Below are 19,139 nucleotides of genomic sequence, written 5' to 3' on the forward strand. Positions count from 1 at the left end.
TGAGATGCATTTTGCGCAGCCCTTGCTGCAGGCCGGATTGCCATGGATGAGCTTGACGGGATGGCGTGCTGTCCTACGGCAACATGCGGCCCTGATCCAGTGTGTAGCTGCGGTCGCTGACCAGGCCGGCGAAGTGCGTATTCTGTTCGCAGAGGAGGATGGACATGCCGCGCCGTTTCAATTGCAGGATCATGTTCGCCATCTGCTCCACAATCACCGGGGCCACGCCTTCGGAAGGCTCATCCAGCAACAGCAGGTGCGGATTGCCCATGAGCGTGCGGGCAATGGTCAGCATCTGCTGTTCGCCGCCGCTCATGCGCCCGCCGGGGCGATGCGGCATGGCGCCCAGGTTGGGGAAGAGCGCGAAGAGCGCCTGCGGCGTCCATGCCGGCTCGCCCGCGCGCGCAGGCTGCCGACCGGTTTCCAGATTCTGCAGAACGCTCAGTTCGGTGAAGATGCGCCGGTCCTCGGGCACGAAACCGAGTCCCAGGCGGGCGCGCTGGAAAGGGGCCAGGCGCGTGATGTCGCGGCCCTCCAGCGTGACCTGGCCCTGCGTGCCTTCCAGCAAGCCCATCAGCGCCTTGAGCGTAGTGGATTTTCCCGCGCCGTTGCGCCCGGTGAGCGCGACCACTTCGCCGCGCCCCACTTCCAGCGAGAGATCGAACAGGATATGCGCCTGCCCATAGAAGGCATGCAGTCCCTCGACCCGCAACAATGGCCCACTCATGCCGGGCTCCCGAAGCTGGCACCCGAACCGAAGTAGACCTCGCGCACGCGCGCGTCCTGGCGCACCTCCTCGGGAGCGCCTTGCGCGATCAACTGGCCGCGCGCGAGCACGATGATGCGGTCGGCAAACGCGAATACCACATCCATGCTGTGCTCGGTGAAGAGTACCGACAAGCCGCGTTCGCTGACCAGGCGGCGCGTCAGGGCCATCAGCTCCTGACGCTCATACGGGGCCATGCCGGCGGTCGGTTCATCCATCAACAGCAGACGCGGCGCATTGGATAGCGCCATGGCCAGCTCCACGCGCTTGATGTCGCCATAGGCCAGCACGCCGCAGGCCCGTCCGGCCTGATCAGCCATGCCGACCTGCGCCAACAGGGCCATCGCTTCCTCGCGCAGACAAGCCGCAGCGGGACGCCACAGCTGCCACAGCCGGCGACGATGCGAGAGCAAGGCGGCCTGGACGTTTTCGAGCACGGTCAGCGATGCAAAGGCGGCCGACACCTGGAAAGTCCGCCCCACGCCGCGCCGCCAGATGCGGCGCGCATCGAGACCGGCAATATCCTCGCCATCAAGCAGCACACGCCCGGCATCCGGACGCAACTGGCCGTTGATGAGATTGAAGCAGGTGGACTTGCCCGCACCGTTCGGTCCGATCAGCGCCAGCATCTCGCCGGCCGGCAACGTAAAGGAAACGCCATCCAGCGCGGCGACACCACCGAAGGATTTGCGCAGGCCATCGATCTGCAGCAGGCTCATGCGCCCTCCTCCCGCTTCAACGGTGCACGCAGGCGGCTGAACGCGCCTGCCATGCCGCCGGGGAACAGCAATACCAGCAGCAGGATCACGCCGCCCAGCAAGGCACGCCAGTAATCGGTCTCGCGCGCCACCAGGTCTTGCAGCCAGGTAAACAGCGCTGCGCCCAGCAGCGGACCGAGCAGGCTCTGCACGCCGCCCAGCAAGACCATCACCAGGCCATCCACCGAGCGCCCCACGCTGGCCACCTCGGGCGAGATGCTGCCCTTGGAGAAGGCGAACAGCACACCGGCCAATCCGCAGAACAGCCCGGCGATGGCGAAGCCGCCCCATTGCAGGCGGCGCACGTCCATGCCCAGCGACTCGGCGCGCACGGCCGCGTCGCGGGCGGCGCGCAAGGCCAGTCCGAACGGCGCATGGATCACGCGCCGCAGAAGAATGACGCCAAGCGCGGCACAGCCCAGGGCCAGGTAGTAGTAGGCCAGCGGGGAGGCCAGCGCTTCTGCGGGACGAATGCCGACCAGCCCGTTGCTGCCGCCGGTCAGGTCATCCCACTGGAAAAAGGTGGCCCAGACAATCTGGGCGAAGGCCAGCGTCAGCATGGCCAGATACACGCCCGACAGCCGCACGCAGAACCAGCCGAACAGGATCGCGCCAGCCATGGCCGCGAGCGCGCCGGCGAGCATGGCCAGCGGCATCGGCCACTGCAGTTTGAGCGTGACCAGTGCGGCGGCATAGGCCCCCAATCCGAAATAGGCGGCGTGACCGAAGGACACCATGCCCCCCGGCCCCATCAGGAAATGCAGGCTGGCGGCGAAGAGGACGGCGATCAGGATTTCCACCATCAGCACCGGCAGATAAGGGAAGCGGCTCGCCAGCAAGGGCAGCGCCAGCAAAGCCAGCAGCGCGGTCCATCCCGCCAGGCGTGCCTTGCGCCCGGGTGCGCGCAACGGCGCGTCATGGCCGGCACCGCTGCGCACCAGCGCCAGCGGCTTGCCGAACAGGCCCCACGGGCGCATCACCAGGATGGCCGCCATCACCAGAAATTCCACCACCAGCGTGAGCCGCGAGAGCGAGACCTCGATGCCGAACAAGGAGACATTGCCCAATGCAATGCACAGCGCCTTGACCTCGGCGATCAGCAAGGCAGCGGCGAAGGCACCGCCGAGCGAGCCCATGCCACCGACCACCACCACCACGAAGGCGTTGCCGATGGTATCGAGATCCAGTGCCAGGTTGGCCGGCATGCGTGGCCCTTGCAGCGCGCCGCCCAATCCGGCCAGGAAGCAGCCCAGCGCGAAGACGGCCGTGAACAGCCAGGCCTGATTGACGCCCAGCGCACCGAGCATCTCGCGATCCTGCGTCGCGGCGCGGATGAGCGTGCCCCAGCGCGTGCGGTTGAGCAGCAGCCACAGCAGCCCGAACACCAGCGGACCGATGACGATGAGCAGCAAGTCATACTGAGGCAGGCGCCGCCCCAGCAACTGCACGGCACCGGAGAGCCCCGGCGCACGCGGGCCGAACAGGTCTTCCGGCCCCCAGATCCAGAGGGCGGCATCCTTGATGATGAGGACGAGGGCAAAGGTGGCCAGCAGCTGGAACAGTTCCGGCGCACGATAGATGCGACGCAAGACCACCACTTCCACCACGGCACCCAGCGCGGCCACGGTGAGCGCGGCCAGCAGCAGTGCGCCCCAGAAACCGAGCGCCGTGCTGCCCAGCCGTTCCACCAGGCTGTAGGCCACATACAGCCCCAGCATGTAGAACGAGCCATGCGCAAAATTGACGATCCGTGTAACGCCGAAGATCAGCGACAGGCCTGCCGCCACCAAAAACATCGCGGAAGCATCGGCCAGCCCATTGAGCAGCTGGACGGTGAGGCTGGCAAGCGTCATGGCATCAGCAACGGCCGCATTGGAACGTGAGCAAGATCAGCGTGGCAGGTCAATCCGCCGGACGCAGCTTCTTGACCTCGGCATCCGGCAACTGCAGGCTGGCGCCGTCGACATAGCTGAAGCTGGTCATGATGCCCTTGCCGTCCTTGATGCCGGTACGGCCGACGAAAGCGCCCAGCGTGGACTGGTGATCCTGCGGGCGATAGACGATGGAAGCCACCGGCGTCTCCACCTTCAGGCCCGAGAAGGCCGCAGCGAGCTTGTCGGCATCGGTACTGCCGGCCTTCTTGATGCCGGCGGCAATCGACATCAACGCGCTGTAGCCAACCAGCGAACCATTGCGCGGGTAGTCGTTGAATTTCTTGCGATAGGCGTCCACGAACTTCTTGTGTTCGGGCGTGTTGATGGCGTACCAGGGATAGCCGGTGACAATCCAGTTCTGCGGGGCTTCGTTCTTCAGCGGATCGAGGTATTCAGGTTCGCCGGTCAGCAGCGACGCCACCTCCACCTGATCGAACAGACCACGCGTGTTGCCTTCACGCACGAACTTGCCCAGATCGGCGGCGAAGAGTGCATTGAAGATGGCATCCGGCTTGGCATCGGCCAGCGCCTGCGTGACCGCGCCCGCATCGATCTTGCCCAGCGGCGGCGCTTGTTCGGCGACGAATTCCACATCCGGCTGGGCTTGCTTGAGCAGGGTCTTGAAGCTGGCGACGGCGGACTGGCCGTATTCATAGTTGGGATAGACGATGGCCCAGCGTTTCTTCTTCAGCTTGGCGGCTTCTTTCACCACCGACGCCACCAGCATGTAGGTGGACGGACGCAGGCGGTAGGTGTACTTGTTGCCGTTCTGCCAGACGATCTTGTCGGTCAGCGGCTCGGCCGCCAGGAAGAAGACCTTGTGCTGCTTGGCGTAATCGGTGAGCGCCAGGCCGGTATTGGAGAGGAAGCCGCCAAAGAGCAGCGCCACGCGTTCACGCGCCATCAGTTCTTCGGCCACGCGTACCGAATCGCCGGGGTTGCCATTGTCGTCGCGGGCGATCACTTCCAGCTTCTTGCCCAGCACGCCACCGGCGGCATTGACTTCATCCAGGGCCATCTCCCAGCCCCGGCGGTACGGCTCGAGGAAGGCAGGCTGCGCCTTGTAGCTGTTGATCTCGCCGATCTTGATGGTCTCCTGGGCCTGGGCTGCGCCTGCAGAAAGATTCACGATGGTCGCGGCGCACGCCCACAGCAGGCCGCGCTGGAAGTTGAAATGGTTCACGTCATTCCCTTCTGGTGAGAGTGCCCCGGCCGTTGCGGCGCGCGGGGCGGGCGTAATGATAACCGCTGGCGCGGCCGTGTGCAGATTACTTCACACGCTGTTTTTCCAGCTTGCGCGCCAGGGTACGGCGGTGCATACCGAGGCGGCGCGCGGTTTCGGAGATGTTGAAATCGGTTTCCACCAGCACCTCGTGGATGCGTTCCCATTCCAGGGTCTTGATGGAGGTGGCGCGCGCGGGCAGTTCGACGTCGGAGGCACCGGCCACGTGGCCGAAGGCGGCTTCGATGTCGTCGGTATTGGAGGGTTTGGCGAGGTACTGGCAGGCGCCCAGCTTGATGGCTTCCACCGCCGTGGTGATGCTGGCGAAGCCGGTCAGCACGACGATGAGCATGGCTTCATCGTGGGCATGCAGCATCTGCACGCAAGCGAGGCCGGAGGCGTTGCCGCCCAGTTTCAGGTCGACCACGGCATAGCCGGGACTGTGTTCTTTCAGGTGGGCCGCCGCTTCCTCCTGGCTGGCGGCCAGCAGGACGGTGTAGCCGCGACGCTCGAAGGAGCGTCCCAAGGTGCGTGCGAAGGCGGCGTCGTCCTCGATGATCAGAAGCAGGCGATCAGCCGGCATGTGCATTTCCTATTTTTCTACTTTGCCAAAGCCGGTATTGTAAGGCGAGACGGCGCCGGACATCGCCAGCACATGAAGAAAAAGGAAATGATCACGGTCAATGCCGCGTCAGGCGCGGCTTGCGGCACATCAAGCGCCCATCGGATAGTCCGGTGGTTCGCTGCCAGGCTCCGTTTCGGTCAGCGGGGCCAGGCTGATGGCCGACAGCGGCAGCTCAAGCGTCACGCGCGCACCACCCGCGGCACGATTGCTGGCCCAGATCCGTCCGCCCAGCTTGCGCGCGACGTTGACCACAAAGAACAGGCCCAGGCCACGACCCGGCTTGCCCTTGGTGGACTGGTAGGGCTTGCCGATCTGGTTGATCATCCAGTCGGGGAAGCCGGGGCCGCGATCGCTCACTTCCATGAGCAGCAGATCCCCTTCCCGCCTCACCTCCAGCGCCAGCCATTGCGGCGAGACCTCGAAGGCATTGTCCAGCACATTGCCCAGCATCTGCTTGATGGCCGAGTCGAAGGCGACCGGCACATCCTGCGCGATCAGGTTGCGGTATTCGAAGATCTCCACCGGCCGCGTCTTGCGCCAGTCTTCGGCGACGCTGTCGAGGAAGGTGTTGATCGTGGTCTTGATGGACGATTCGCCGCGCGCCTCGCCGGCCGACAGCAACACGCCGCTGACGATGGATTTGCAGCGCTGCAGCTGGGCTTCCATCTCGGCGATGTCTTCCAGCATGTCGGCGCGCTGGCTGATTTCGGGCATGCGCTTCCAGTCACCCAAGATCACGGAGACGGTCGCCAGCGGCGTGCCCAGCTCGTGCGCCGCACCGGAAGCCAGCAGGCCCATGCGCACGATATGGTCCTCTTCAGCGGCACGCTGGCGCAGGTCGGCCAGCAAGGCATCACCGGCGCGCAGGTTGCTGCTGATGCGGGTGATGAAGAACACCATCAGCCCGGCATTGAGCAGGAAGCAGATCAGCGTACCCTCCACATACAGGCTCAGCAAGCCCGCGTTGTGGTCCGGCGGCAGTGCCAGCGGCTCGGAAAACAGAGCCAGTCCCGCCAGGCAGGCCATGGTCACGGCGACGATGGCCCAGCTCGACCAGGGCTTCAGGAGCACGGCCGAGAGGATGATCTGCATCAGGTACAGGAACGCGAAGGGATTGGTGATACCGCCGCTCAGGTAAAGCTGGAAGGTCAGCACCGCCACATCCACCAGCAAGGCCAGGAACAGTTCGGCATTGGTGGCGATGCGCCGTTCATGCCAGCGCAGGTGGCTGGCAATGTTGAAGGCGATCAGGCAGGACAGCACCTCCAGCATGTGCGGCAGCGGCAGGTGCAGGTCGAACACCAGCACCACGAAGGCAATCGTGGAGACCTGCCCCAACACCGCCAGCCAGCGCAGCTGGATCAGCAGCAGCATGTTCTGGTGGCCGGCCGGGTTCTGCTCGCCCTGGCGCAGGCGCTGCCAGCGCTCGCGCAGGGTCTTGCGCTTGGCGACGGTGTCGGAGGCAGTCATCGCTCAGCCCCTGGCTTGCGCATCCTGGATGCGCTGGCGCCAGCGGCGTTCGTCGCGGATCACCCAATAGCCCGCACCCAGCGACATGAGCGCCAGGGCATACCAGGTCAGGGCATAGACCAGGTGGCTGTTGTGGAAGGCGATCACGGTCAGGCCACCGACGGGTTTCTGCGCATCAGGAGCGCTGGCGGCATTGGCTTCCGACGACGCCTTGTCGGCATCGACGAAATATGGTGCCACCTGCCCCGCTGGCAGCTGTCGGGCTTGTGCAATTGCCTTCACATCGCGCGAATACCAGCGGTTCTGCGCGGCGTCATTGCTGCGCAGGAAACCGCCGCCCTGCTCGCTCATGCGCAGCAATCCAGTCACTTCGTTCAGTTGGCCTGCAGGCGCATCCGCCAGCTGGGAGTCAGCCAGCTTGAGCGGCGATACCGAGACGAAGCCGCGATTGATCAGCACTACGCTGCCATCGGCAGTCTGCAAGGGCGTCAGCAGCCAGGCACCGCTGCCCAGGTCGGTACTGGCCTGTACGGCCACCGTCTTGCTGTACAGGTAGCGGCCGCTCAAGGCCACGCGCTTGTACTCATCGCGTTCGGCGGTCACGTTCGGCCAGTCCTGCGCAGCGGGTGGCGCCACCGGCGCAGCGTGCACCCGGGCGTCGACCTTGGCGATCAGGTCCAGCTTCCATTGCAGGCGATAGACCTGCCAGGTTCCCAGCGCAGCGAAGACCAGAAAGAAAAATCCCGCCAAAAGCGTCAGCAGCAACAAGCTGGCCTTTGTGCGGGATACCGGGGCGGCTTGCGCCGCCCCGCTTTCTTTGCCTTGCGTCACGCCATCAGTTGGCGTCGGGCTCATTTCGATGGGGCTGCGCCGTGTTGCATGCCTTGCATACCCTGCATCGACTGCGGCACGGTTTCGGTCGGCATGTTTTCAGGCGACATGGTCGGCATCATGTTGTGGTTCAGGTGATACATGACCCACAGCGAACCGGACAGCGTAATGACCACGATGACGATGGTGAAGATCATCGCCAGCATGTTCCAGCCGCCTTCGGACTTGCCGTTCATGTGCAGGAAGTAGCGGATGTGTACCACGATCTGCACGGCCGCCAGGGCCAGCAGCACGATGCCCAGGGTCGCCGAATTGGCGATGGTCTTGTTCATGACCATCCAGAACGGGATCGCGGTCAGGATCACGGCCAGCACGAAGCCGGTGACGTAATCCTTCATCGTGCCGTGGGCGGCGTGGTCGCCATGACCATGGCCGTGACCATGGTCATGGTCATGGTCGTCGTGATGGCCCATCGGTCGGGCCGGGTGTTCTTGGTGGCCGCGGCTCATGGCAGGACTCCCATCAGATAGACAAAGGTGAAGACGCCGATCCAGACCACGTCCAGGAAGTGCCAGAACATCGACAGGCACATCAGGCGGCGGCCGTTGGCTTCGGTCAGGCCGTGCTTGTTGATCTGGAACAGCAGCACGATCAGCCAGATGATGCCGAACGTCACGTGCAGGCCGTGGGTTCCGACCAGCGCGAAGAACGAGGTCAGGAAGCCGCTGCGGGACGGGCCCGCGCCTTCGTGGATCAGGTGCAGGAACTCATACAGTTCGAAGTAGATGAAGCCGGCACCCAGCAGACCCGTGATGATCAGCCAGATGATGGTGTTCTGCTGCTTCTTGGCCTGCATGGCCAGCATGGCGAAACCGTAGGTGATCGACGACAGCAGCAGCAGCGCGGTGTTCAGCGCCACCAGCGGCAGGTCGAACAGCTCGGCACCGGTCGGACCGCCTGCATAGTTGCGGCCCAGGACGGCGTAGCACGCAAACAGGCAGGCGAAGATCAGGCAATCGCTCATCAGGTAGATCCAGAAGCCCAGCAAAGTGCCGTTCTCCGGATGGTGATGGCGGACGAAGTAGCGCGAGCTAGGCGTCGCGTCGGCCGTGTGGTTGATTGCTTCAGACATGGCTATTCAACAGACGTGTGCGCTCTGCTTCGACACGGACGACTTCGTCGGCCGGGATGTAGTAGTCGCGGTTGTAATTAAAGGTGTGGATGATGGTGGCGGCAACCAGAACAACGAAGATTGCCACGGCCGGCAGCCACATGTGCCAGATCAGGGTGAAGCCCAGCGCTGCCGACAGCGCAGCGATGATGAAGCCGGCACCGGTGTTCTTGGGCATGTGGATTTCCACGAAATCACCCAGCGGACGCTGATACTTGTTCTTCTTCATGTCAGCCCAGGCGTCGTTGTCATGCACGACCGGGGTGAAGGCGAAGTTGTAGGCCGGCGGCGGCGAGGAAGTCGACCATTCCAGGGTACGGCCGTTCCACGGGTCGCCGGTCACATCGGCCAGCTTCTTGCGGTCGCGGATCGAGACGGCGATCTGGATGATGAAGGAACCGATGCCCAGGGCGATCAGGCCAGCACCAACGGCAGCGGTGACGAACCAGATCTGCAGCGACGGATCATCGAAGTGGCTCATGCGGCGGGTCACGCCCATCAGGCCCAGTACATACAGCGGCATGAAGGCCAGGTAGAAGCCGACCAGCCAGAACCAGAACGAGCACTTGCCCCAGAATTCGTTCAGCTTGAAGCCGAAGGCCTTCGGGAACCAGAAGTTGATGCCGGCGAACATGCCGAACACCACGCCGCCGATGATGACGTTGTGGAAGTGGGCGATCAGGAACAGCGAGTTGTGCAGCACGAAGTCAGCCGGGGGAACGGCCAGCAGCACGCCGGTCATGCCACCGATGACGAAGGTGACCATGAAACCGATGGTCCACAGCATCGGGACTTCGAAGCGGATGCGGCCACGGTACATCGTGAAGAGCCAGTTGAAGATCTTGGCACCGGTCGGGATCGAGATGATCATCGTGGTGATGCCGAAGAACGAGTTCACGCTGGCACCTGAACCCATGGTGAAGAAGTGGTGCAGCCACACCAGGTAGGACAGGATGGTGATCACCACGGTCGCGTAGACCATGGAGGTGTAGCCGAACAGGCGCTTGCCGCTGAAGGTCGAGACGATTTCAGAGAAGATGCCGAAGGCCGGCAGCACCAGGATGTAGACCTCGGGGTGGCCCCAGATCCAGATCAGGTTCACGTACATCATGGCGTTGCCGCCCATGTCGTTGGTGAAGAAGTTGGTGCCGAAGACGCGATCCAGGGACAGCATGGCCAGCACGGCGGTCAGCACCGGGAAGGCAGCCACGATCAGGACGTTGGTACACAGCGAGGTCCAGGTGAAGACCGGCATCTTCATCATGTTCATGCCCGGGGCGCGCATCTTGACGATGGTCACCACCAGGTTGATGCCTGAGAGCAGTGTCCCTACCCCGGCCACCTGCAAGGCCCAGATGTAGTAATCCACCCCCACGTCAGGGCTGTACAGGATGCCCGACAGCGGCGGGTAAGCCAGCCAGCCGGTGCGGGCGAATTCGCCCACGAACAGCGAGGCCATCACCAGCAGTGCGCCGAAGGTGGTCATCCAGAAGCTGAAGTTGTTCAGGAACGGGAAGGCCACGTCACGTGCACCGATCTGCAGGGGCACGACGTAGTTCATCAGACCGGTCACCAGGGGCATGGCCACGAAGAAAATCATGATCACGCCGTGGGCGGTGAACACCTGGTCATAGTGGTGCGGCGGCAGGAAGCCGGCATTGTCGCCAAAGGCGATGGCTTGCTGCGCACGCATCATCAGCGCATCGGCAAAGCCGCGCAGCAGCATGACGATGGCCAGCACGATGTACATGATGCCGATGCGCTTGTGGTCGATACTGGTGAACCAGTCGCGCCACAGCATGCCCCACAGGCGATATTTGGTGAGCAGGCCGAGTACTACTATGCCGCCCAGCGCCACCATGGCGAAGGTACCGATCAGGATCGGCTCATGGTATGGAATCGCTTCCAGACTGAGACGACCGAAGATCAGCTTTATCAGGTCAAAATTGTCAGACATCTTTACTTCCCGGGGAAAAAGGAAATGGGGGCGCAGCGGTGTTCTGCTGCGCTGATACGGCTACCAGGCAAGGAAATCATTCGGCCTTTTGCTGGCCCGGTTTCACGTTCAGGTCGGTGGCCATCATCTTGTCCATGCAAACCGTGTTGGGTGCGACGCAACGATTCACGATGGCGTGGAACAGTTCGGGCTCGACGCTGCCGATCAGGCGGGCAGGTTCACGTTCACTCGGCTGTTCCAGCTTCAGGTATTCGGCACGGTCCAGCTTGCCCGCGCCCGCCTTGGCCTTCTGCACCCAGGCGTCAAAGCCGGCCTGGTCCAGGCCATGGAACTTGAAGCGCATGTGCGAGAAGCCGGCACCGCTGTAATTGGCGGAGAAACCGTCGTATTCGCCGGCCTTGTTAATCACGGCGTGCAGCTTGGTTTCCATGCTCGGCATCGCGTAGATCTGGCCTGCCAGTGCCGGGATGTAGAACGAGTTCATCACGTTGGAGGCAGTGATCTTGAACTGGATAGGGGTATCCACGGGTGCGGCCAGTTCATTGACGGTAGCGATGCCCTGCTCCGGATAAATGAACAGCCACTTCCAGTCCAGCGCCACGACTTCCACCACCAGCGGCTTGACCTGAGGCGACAGCGGACGCTCGGCGTCGATGCGCGAGAGCGGACGGTACGGGTCCAGGGTGTGGGTGGTGATCCAGGTCAACAGGCCCAGGGCGATGATGATCAGCAGGGGTGCGCCCCAGATGACCAGTTCCAGGCGGGTCGAGTGATCCCAGTCCGGCTCGTAGGGAGCGGAAGTGTTGCTCTTGCGATAACGCCATGCGAACAGCAGCGTCAGGATGATCACCGGGACGATGATGAGCAGCATCAACGCGGTCGAGATGACGATCAGGCGTGCTTGCTGGTTAGCGATGTCGCCGGAAGGATTCATCACGACGGTGTTGCACCCAGCCAACAGAAGCGCAGGAAGCAGGAGCAATCCGCGACGGAGGATTTGAGAAACCATGAAGGAAAATTCCAGTCGTATGTATCAGAGCGTGGTAATGTAACGCCAATAAAGTGTGTTGGCGATTGGACGTTTTGTCCCACCCTGTCACTTGCCACCTGCCAGGTTGGGATTTGTAGCACGTACTGCGACTAAACCTCTAACAGTGGGAGACAAAGCCATGGCAAGCACCAGCATCCACAATGGTGAAGGTTCCGGTCAACTCCGGCCTCAATCCAGCAATCCTTCCACTCACCACGAACACGGCACGATCGAACCCGGTGAGATCGCGGTGGGCGTGGTGATCGGACGCGCGTCCGAATACTTCGACTTCTTCGTTTATGCACTGGCTTCAGTGTTGGTGTTCCCGGCGGTCTTCTTTCCCAACGAACCGAAACTGGAAGGCACGCTCTACGCCTTCGTGATCTTTGCCTTCGCCTTCCTGGCCCGCCCCATCGGGACCACGATCTTCATGGCGATTCAAAAGCACTACGGCCGAGAGGTGAAACTGACGCTGGCGTTGTTCATGCTCGGCTTTTCGACTGCGGGCATTGCGTTATTGCCAACTTACGAACACATTGGTGTGTGGGCCATCATCTTGCTCTCGCTCTTGCGTGTCGGTCAAGGGGTGGCGCTGGGCGGTGCGTGGGACGGCCTGCCTTCGCTGCTGGCGATGAACGCCCCGCCGAACAAGCGTGGCTGGTATGCCGCACTGGGCCAGCTGGGCGCGCCGCTGGGCTTCGTGATTGCCGCCAGCCTGTTTGCCTACATGCTGGCCACGCTGACCACGGCGGACTTCCTTGACTGGGGCTGGCGCTTCCCCTTCTATGTGGCCTTTGCCATCAACGTGGTGGCCCTGTTCTCGCGCCTGCGCCTGGTGTCGGCGCCGGAATACGCCAAGCTGCTCGATGAACGCGAACTGGAGCCGGCCGGCGTGGTTGAGCTGGCCACCACCCAAGGCCGCAACATCATCATCGGCGCCCTCGCCGCCCTGGCCAGCTATGCGCTGTTCCACCTGGTGACGGTATTCCCGCTGTCGTGGATCAAACTGTATTCGCTGCGTGAAGCCTCGGCTTTCCTGGTGATCCAGATCTGGGGCGGTGTGATCATGGCAGCTGGCATCGTGGTATCGGGCCTGATTGCGGATCGCTTCGGGCGCCGCAATACCCTGGGTTCGATGGCATTGCTGATCGCTATCCTGTCGGCCTTCGTCCCGAGCTTGATGAATGGCGGCGAATCCGGCCAGAACACCTTCATCCTGATCGGCTTTGCGCTCCTGGGCTTGTCTTACGGCCAGGCTGCCGGCGCCGTGACGGCCAACTTCAAGACCCGCTATCGCTACACCGGCGCGGCCCTGACGTCAGACCTGGCCTGGCTGGTCGGTGCCGGTTTCGCACCGCTGGTCGCACTGGGCTTGTCAGCGCACTTCGGCATGGCCTACGTAAGCTTCTACCTGCTGTCGGGCGCTGTGGGTTCGCTGGCGGCGTTGAGCCTGAACCGGGCGCTGGAAGGGCGTGATGACTGAAACAGCCTGAACTCTACGTCACGGCTTGCCTGATGAAGAAAAAACCCGGAAGGAAACTTCCGGGTTTTTTAATGGGCGACGCGCATGTGAGTGAACAATCCTGCGAGCCTCAAGCAGGCGCGCCGCCATTGACCACCTCATGCACGAAGCGCAATTTCTGCAGCACCGGCGTAGACAAGGTGAAGGGATAGGAATCCGGCATGCCAATGCTGCGATTGAGGCTGTTGAGCACATAGGTCAGCGCAAACCACTCGCGGGCCAGTTCGTCAAAGGAACCGGCCGCCACCGGCGGCGCCTTGATGACCAGCTTCTGCTCGCCCTCATGGCGCGGCCGCAGCTGCACGCCGCAGGCATAGGCCGTCTCCAGCGTATCGAACATATGAAGATAATGGGCCCAGGTCTCCGCCCAGTCTTCCCAGGGGTGGCTGCTGGCGTAGGCACTGACGAAGTTTTCTTCCCAGTCCGGGCGCGGGCCATTCTCGTAATGAGCCTTGAGCGCTTCACCATAGTCCTGGCGCTCGTCACCGAACATCTCCCGGAACGGTGTGATCCAGTCGGTTGGCGCCACCAGCCGGTCGAAATAGTAATGGCCGCTCTCATGCCGGAAATGCCCCAGCAGCGTGCGATACGGCTCGGCCATCTGCTCGCGCGCCTGTTCGCGGTAGGCGGGATCGGCTTCGGCAATGTTGATGGTGATGACGCCATCGGCATGCCCGGTCAGCACCCGCTCGCCATGCGGAAGGTCTTGCAGGAATTCGAAGGCCAGGCCGGCTTCTTCATCTTCCATCTTCGGTACCGGCTGCAATTGCAAGGTCCAGAGAGAATGCAGCAGGCGCCGCTTGGCCGTCTCCAGGCGGCTCCACAGCACCCGGTTGTTGCCTTCGTCGAGATTGGGAATGACGCGCGTGAGGCGGCAGGAGGCACACAGTTCGTGCGGCTCGCGCTCATCGAGCATCCAGTTGCAGATGTTTTCGCGCCAGTAGTTGACGCACTGCTTGAACACCAGACCCTCATTCTGCGGCTTGACGCTGCGCCAGCGTCCCGGCCCGGCTTCAGGGACGACGGCGTTGGCGTCCGGCGCCGGTGCGGCTGCCGGCGCCAGCGGCGAAAAGCTGGCAATGGCCTGCAATTGTGGCTGATAACCCAGCATCCAGCCGCAATTGCCACATACGGTGTTTTCGAAGAAGACTTGCGCGCTGCAATTGTCGCAGTGAAAGGTTTTCATGGGCTCCCCCGTTGTTTATCGTCATTGCCAACGAAGCATTGTCGTCGGCATCTGGCGTTTGAAGGGGAAAACCGAGATACGTTCCTGCATGCAGGAACGCAAAAAAGTGAAGCCTGGTGCAAGTTACTGCGCCAGGCCGATGCAAGGGTGAGGCCGGCCGTTCAGCCGGTCAGCCAATCACGCGCAAGGAAAAATCGGTCGCCTGGATATCCTTGGTGAGGCTGCCAATCGAGATGCGATCCACGCCGGTCTCGGCAATGGCGCGCACGGTCTGCATGTTGATGCCGCCGGACGCTTCAAGCAAGGCGCGCCCCGCATTGACGGCTACGGCCTCGCGCATCATGTCCAGAGAAAAGTTGTCCAGCAGAATCGATTCGGCACCAGCCTGCAGGGCTTCATTGAGCTCGGCAATGCTTTCCACCTCGACCTGGATGGTCACGCCTGCGTTGAGCTTCAAGGCGGCAGCCACAGCCGCAGTGATGCCGCCGGCGGCCGCGATGTGGTTTTCCTTGATGAGGATGCCGTCATACAGCGCCAGGCGCTGGTTGGCACCGCCGCCCACCCGCACCGCGTATTTCTGCGCCAGGCGCAGACCGGGCAAGGTCTTGCGGGTATCGAGGATGGCCGCGCGCGTACCCTGCACTACTTCCACGTAACGACGGGTAGCGCTGGCCACGCCCGAAAGCAGCTGCAGGAAATTGAGTGCGCCGCGCTCGGCGGTCAGCAAGGCACGAGCCGGGCCTTCGATGGTGCAGACCTCGCTGTCGGCGGCCATCAGGTCGCCTTCGGCATAGCTCCAGCTGACCTGCAGGCGCGGGTCGAGCCGGGTCATGACGGCCTCGAACCAGGGCGCACCGCACAGCACGGCAGCTTCGCGCACGATGACGCGGGCCTTCACGAATTCGTTTTCCGGTACCAGGAGACCCGTGTAGTCGCAGTCGCCCACATCCTCGGCGATGGCCTGGTTGACGTTGGCGTCGAAAGCTGCATGCAGCGCGGCATCGAAAGGACCGAAGGGATTGCGCAGATTGCTGGCCGCGATGGTCGAGGCAGTCTTGAGGGCGTGGAGCGTCATGCGGGGCCGATTCCTGCAAACAGTTGCTGTTCGTCTTCAAGGCGCGCCGAGGGGCGGACCTTGGCCTTGCGCTGGGCGGCGAAGTCCAGCATGCGGTCGATGCAGACCACGGCCTGCTTGCCGATCGCCGGATCGACGTGGATTTCATTGGCGCCGGTTTCCAGCACGTGCAGCAGGTTCTGCAAGCCATTCATGGCCATCCACGGGCAGTGCGCGCAGCTCTTGCAGGTGGCGCTGTTGCCGGCGGTGGGTGCATCGATGAAACGCTTGCCAGGAGCCGCTGCGCGCATCTTGTGCAGGATGCCATTGTCAGTAGCGACGATGAAAGCCGGCGCATCGGACGATTGCACCGCCGCGATCAGCTGCGAGGTCGACCCGATCACATCGGCCTGCGCCACCACCGCTTCGGGCGACTCCGGGTGCACCAGCACCAGCGCGTCCGGATGTTCGGCACGCATCAGTTCCAGCTCGATACCCTTGAATTCGTCATGCACCAGGCAGGAACCCTGCCACAGCAGCATGTCGGCGCCGGTCTGCTTCTGGATGTAGCTGCCCAGGTGCTTGTCCGGTGCCCACAGGATCTTCTTGCCCTGGGCGTGCAGGTGCTGGACGATCTCAAGACCAATGCCGGAAGTCACCATCCAGTCGGCACGGGCCTTCACGGCCGCGCTGGTATTGGCATACACCACCACGGTGCGGTCCGGATGCTGGTCGCAGAAGGCCGCGAACTCATCGGCCGGGCAACCCAGGTCCAACGAGCAGGTCGCGTCCAGGTCGGGCATGAGGATACGCTTTTCGGGGCTGAGGATCTTGGCCGTCTCGCCCATGAAGCGCACGCCGGCCACGACCAGGGTCCGGGCGGCATGGTCACGGCCGAAACGCGCCATCTCCAGCGAATCCGAGACGCAGCCGCCGGTTTCCTCGGCCAGGTCCTGCAGGTCGCCATCGACGTAGTAGTGCGCCACCAGCACCGCCTGCTTTTCCTTGAGCAGCTGGCGGATGCGCGCTTTCAATTGCGCGCGTTCCTCGGGGCTGGGCGTGGCCGGTACCTTGGCCCACGCATTGGCGGTACAACTGCCGCCGGTCTCCATTTGCGGTCGCTCGAATTCGACGACCTTGGTTGCTGTTGCTTGCATGGCGGTCAACAATGCTGTGCTGATGCGGTTGGGGGAATTATTCGATGCCCTGGCTGGCCAGGTAGTCTTCGTAGCCGCCCTGGAAGTCGATCACCTGGCCGTCCTTCACTTCGAGGATGCGGGTGGCCAGCGAGGACACGAATTCACGGTCGTGCGACACGAAGATCAGCGTACCGGCATACTTTTCCAGTGCGATGTTGAGCGATTCGATGGATTCCATATCCATGTGGTTGGTCGGCTCATCCATCAGCAGCACGTTGTGGCGGCCCAGCATCAGCTTGCCGTACATCATGCGGCCCTTTTCGCCCCCGGAGAGCACCTTCACCGACTTCTTCACATCATCGCCGGAGAACAGCAGACGGCCCAGAATGCCGCGCACGGCCTGGTCATCGTCGCCTTCCTGGGTCCACTTGCCCATCCAGTCGGTCAGGGTCTCGCCACCGGCGAATTCCTCGGTCGGATCCTGGGGCATATAGCCGACGTTGGCGTTTTCCGCCCATTTCACCTCGCCCGAATCCGGATGCAGGCCGGTCACGTCGCCGCCGATGCTGCGCAGCAGAGTGGTTTTACCCGCGCCGTTGGCACCGATGATGGCGATCTTCTCGCCGGCTTCGACCATGATGCTGAAGTTCTTGAAGATGTCGCGGTCGTAGGTCTTGGTGATGCTTTGGGTTTCCACGGCCAGGCGGTGCAGCTTCTTTTCGCCTTCGAAGCGCACGAACGGGTTCACGCGGGAAGACGGCTTGATGTCCTCGACCTTGATCTTGTCGATCTGCTTGGCGCGCGAAGTCGCCTGGCGGGCCTTGGACTTGTTGGCCGAGAAGCGGCGCACGAAGTCCTGCAGTTCGGCCACTTTTTCCTTGGCCTTGGCGTTGACGGCCAACTGCTGCGCTCGCGCTTGCGATGACGCCAGCATGTAGTCGTCATAGTTGCCGGGATAGATCTTCAGCGTGCCGTAATCCATGTCGGCCATGTGGGTACAGACCTGGTTCAGGAAGTGGCGATCGTGGGAAATGATGATCATGGTGGAATTGCGCTCGTTGAGCACTTCTTCCAGCCAGCGGATGGTGTCGATGTCCAGGTTGTTGGTCGGTTCGTCCAGCAGCAGGATGTCCGGGTTGGAAAACAGGGCCTGGGCCAGCAGCACGCGCAGCTTCCAGCCGGGTGCGACATTGCTCATCGGGCCGGTGTGCTGTTCGATGGGCACGCCCACGCCCAGCAGCAGCTCGCCGGCACGCGCTTCGGCGGTGTAGCCGTCGTATTCGGCGAACTTGGCTTCCAGGTCGGCGGCCTTCATGTAGTCGTCGTCGGTGGCATCCGGATTGGCATAGATCGCATCGCGTTCGGACATGGCCGCCCACATCTCCACGTGGCCCATCATGACCACATCCAGCACGCGCATTTCTTCATAGGCGAACTGGTCCTGGCGCAATTTACCCAGGCGCTCGTTCACGTCCAGGCTGACGTTGCCGCCCGACGGCTCCAGGTCACCGCCCAGAATCTTCATGAAGGTGGATTTGCCGCAGCCATTGGCACCGATCAGGCCGTAGCGATTGCCATCGCCGAACTTGACGGAAATGTTCTCGAACAACGGCTTGGCGCCGAACTGCATGGTGATGTTTGCGGTGGATAGCACTGCGAAAACCTTTTCAAAAATGTAACTTGCGTACGCCGGTCAACAACGAACCCCTGGCGCGCGAAACCGGGCATTTTACCACTGCACGCCTGATGCGGCTTGTGTTGCGGTGGCGGCGCACTGCCAAAATCTTGCCAAATTTCAATGTTTGCGTTGCTCATCTGCAGCGCTGCCTTACAATTCCCGGGATTTTTACGCCCTTGGGCGCGCTCTGACCCATTTTGTCACTCTGGAAACCGCAAGCATGAAGCGAGCCATCCTCTCCGCCATCGCCCTCCTCGCCGTATCCACGCCGCCCCTGCTGCCGGCGCACGCGGCCGATACCGGTTACAACATCTGGACCAATGAATACACCGTCTCCAGACAGCAACTGCAGAGCGCCATCGCCCCGCAATTCCCGCGCAAGATGCGCTACATGGACATCTTCGACGTGACCTTCAGCAACCCGCGCCTGGGCATGCTGCCGTCCGAAAACCGCATGAATACCGTGGTCGACGCCCAGATTGCCAATCCCCTGCTCCTGCAGCGCCCGGTCAACGCGGTGCTGACCCTGAGCAGCGCATTCAAGTACGATCCGGCCACGCGCTCGCTGCGATTGGATGCCCCGAAGGTGGACAAGGTCGACAGCACCGACCTGCCGCCGCAATATGCCCAGCAGTTGACCACCCTTGGCAATGCCGCCGCCAACCAGTTCCTGCGCGGCTACGCGCTCTATACCTTCAAGCCGGAGCAGTTGCAGATGAACGGCAAGACCTTCGAGCCCGGCAAGATCACGGTCGAACAGGACGCGGTCAAGGTGGAAATCAAGGAAAAGTGACGA

General features: G+C 62.7%; 17 protein-coding genes. 2 read left to right on the forward strand and 15 right to left on the reverse strand.

Annotated features, from left to right (window positions below):
* Window positions 1-73 precede the first annotated feature (73 nt).
* From J2X56_RS03775 to cyoA, 11 genes are all read right to left on the reverse strand, one after another.
* Complete coding sequence (locus tag J2X56_RS03775) at window positions 74-727, reverse strand: ABC transporter ATP-binding protein (RefSeq protein WP_134136411.1); 654 nt, start codon at window positions 725-727, stop codon at window positions 74-76.
* Window positions 724-1,485, reverse strand: a complete 762-nt coding sequence (locus J2X56_RS03780; protein WP_310158328.1) for an ABC transporter ATP-binding protein — start codon at window positions 1,483-1,485, stop codon at window positions 724-726. The genes J2X56_RS03775 and J2X56_RS03780 overlap by 4 nt, the downstream gene beginning before the upstream one ends.
* Window positions 1,482-3,377 (reverse strand): ABC transporter permease, encoded by a 1,896-nt coding sequence (locus J2X56_RS03785; protein WP_310158330.1) that lies wholly within the window; start codon window positions 3,375-3,377, stop codon window positions 1,482-1,484. The genes J2X56_RS03780 and J2X56_RS03785 overlap by 4 nt, the downstream gene beginning before the upstream one ends.
* A gap of 49 nt (window positions 3,378-3,426) precedes the next feature.
* Window positions 3,427-4,614, reverse strand: coding sequence for an ABC transporter substrate-binding protein (locus J2X56_RS03790; protein WP_409025210.1), 1,188 nt, complete (start codon window positions 4,612-4,614; stop codon window positions 3,427-3,429).
* A 112-nt stretch (window positions 4,615-4,726) separates the two neighbouring features.
* Window positions 4,727-5,263: a response regulator transcription factor gene (locus tag J2X56_RS03795; RefSeq protein ID WP_121045563.1), complete on the reverse strand. Its 537-nt coding sequence runs from the start codon at window positions 5,261-5,263 to the stop codon at window positions 4,727-4,729.
* Between the two features lie 129 nt (window positions 5,264-5,392).
* Window positions 5,393-6,775 carry an ATP-binding protein gene (locus J2X56_RS03800; protein WP_310158336.1) on the reverse strand — a complete coding sequence of 461 codons (1,383 nt, stop codon included), beginning with the start codon at window positions 6,773-6,775 and terminating at the stop codon, window positions 5,393-5,395.
* A gap of 3 nt (window positions 6,776-6,778) precedes the next feature.
* Window positions 6,779-7,630 carry an SURF1 family protein gene (locus tag J2X56_RS03805; RefSeq protein ID WP_310158338.1) on the reverse strand — a complete coding sequence of 284 codons (852 nt, stop codon included), beginning with the start codon at window positions 7,628-7,630 and terminating at the stop codon, window positions 6,779-6,781.
* Complete coding sequence (cyoD, locus tag J2X56_RS03810) at window positions 7,627-8,115, reverse strand: cytochrome o ubiquinol oxidase subunit IV (protein ID WP_134136418.1); 489 nt, start codon at window positions 8,113-8,115, stop codon at window positions 7,627-7,629. The genes J2X56_RS03805 and cyoD overlap by 4 nt, the downstream gene beginning before the upstream one ends.
* Window positions 8,112-8,738: a cytochrome o ubiquinol oxidase subunit III gene (cyoC, locus tag J2X56_RS03815; RefSeq protein ID WP_121045567.1), complete on the reverse strand. Its 627-nt coding sequence runs from the start codon at window positions 8,736-8,738 to the stop codon at window positions 8,112-8,114. The genes cyoD and cyoC overlap by 4 nt, the downstream gene beginning before the upstream one ends.
* Window positions 8,731-10,734 carry a cytochrome o ubiquinol oxidase subunit I gene (gene cyoB, locus J2X56_RS03820; protein WP_121045568.1) on the reverse strand — a complete coding sequence of 668 codons (2,004 nt, stop codon included), beginning with the start codon at window positions 10,732-10,734 and terminating at the stop codon, window positions 8,731-8,733. The genes cyoC and cyoB overlap by 8 nt, the downstream gene beginning before the upstream one ends.
* Before the next feature lie 76 nt (window positions 10,735-10,810).
* Window positions 10,811-11,743 (reverse strand): ubiquinol oxidase subunit II, encoded by a 933-nt coding sequence (gene cyoA, locus J2X56_RS03825; RefSeq protein WP_034331667.1) that lies wholly within the window; start codon window positions 11,741-11,743, stop codon window positions 10,811-10,813.
* Window positions 11,744-11,903: 160 nt separating this feature from the next.
* On the opposite strand from cyoA, the gene J2X56_RS03830 reads away from it, so the two are divergent.
* Window positions 11,904-13,247, forward strand: a complete 1,344-nt coding sequence (locus tag J2X56_RS03830; protein WP_121045569.1) for an MFS transporter — start codon at window positions 11,904-11,906, stop codon at window positions 13,245-13,247.
* A 109-nt stretch (window positions 13,248-13,356) separates the two neighbouring features.
* On the opposite strand, the gene J2X56_RS03835 is transcribed toward J2X56_RS03830, so the two are convergent.
* The 4 genes from J2X56_RS03835 to J2X56_RS03850 all read right to left on the reverse strand — a co-directional run bounded on the left by J2X56_RS03835 (window position 13,357) and on the right by J2X56_RS03850 (window position 18,319).
* Window positions 13,357-14,472 carry a putative zinc-binding metallopeptidase gene (locus J2X56_RS03835; RefSeq protein ID WP_310158344.1) on the reverse strand — a complete coding sequence of 372 codons (1,116 nt, stop codon included), beginning with the start codon at window positions 14,470-14,472 and terminating at the stop codon, window positions 13,357-13,359.
* Between the two features lie 169 nt (window positions 14,473-14,641).
* Entirely contained in the window at window positions 14,642-15,547 is a 906-nt protein-coding gene (nadC, locus tag J2X56_RS03840; RefSeq protein ID WP_121045571.1) for a carboxylating nicotinate-nucleotide diphosphorylase, read from the reverse strand.
* The gene (gene nadA / locus J2X56_RS03845; RefSeq protein WP_039786188.1) at window positions 15,544-16,683 is read right to left on the reverse strand and encodes a quinolinate synthase NadA; all 1,140 of its coding nucleotides are present in this window, start codon (window positions 16,681-16,683) and stop codon (window positions 15,544-15,546) included. The genes nadC and nadA overlap by 4 nt, the downstream gene beginning before the upstream one ends.
* 37 nt (window positions 16,684-16,720) lie before the next feature.
* The gene (locus J2X56_RS03850; RefSeq protein ID WP_134136421.1) at window positions 16,721-18,319 is read right to left on the reverse strand and encodes an ABC-F family ATPase; all 1,599 of its coding nucleotides are present in this window, start codon (window positions 18,317-18,319) and stop codon (window positions 16,721-16,723) included.
* Window positions 18,320-18,563: 244 nt separating this feature from the next.
* Here J2X56_RS03850 and J2X56_RS03855 point away from each other — a divergent pair, with 244 nt between their 5' ends.
* A complete protein-coding gene (locus J2X56_RS03855; RefSeq protein WP_134136422.1) occupies window positions 18,564-19,136 on the forward strand; it encodes a DUF1439 domain-containing protein in 573 nt (190 codons plus the stop codon).
* Window positions 19,137-19,139: the final 3 nt, after the last annotated feature.

It is taken from the genome of Herbaspirillum sp. 1173, from assembly GCF_031455335.1.
Taxonomy (GTDB): Bacteria; Pseudomonadota; Gammaproteobacteria; order Burkholderiales; family Burkholderiaceae_D; genus Herbaspirillum; species Herbaspirillum huttiense.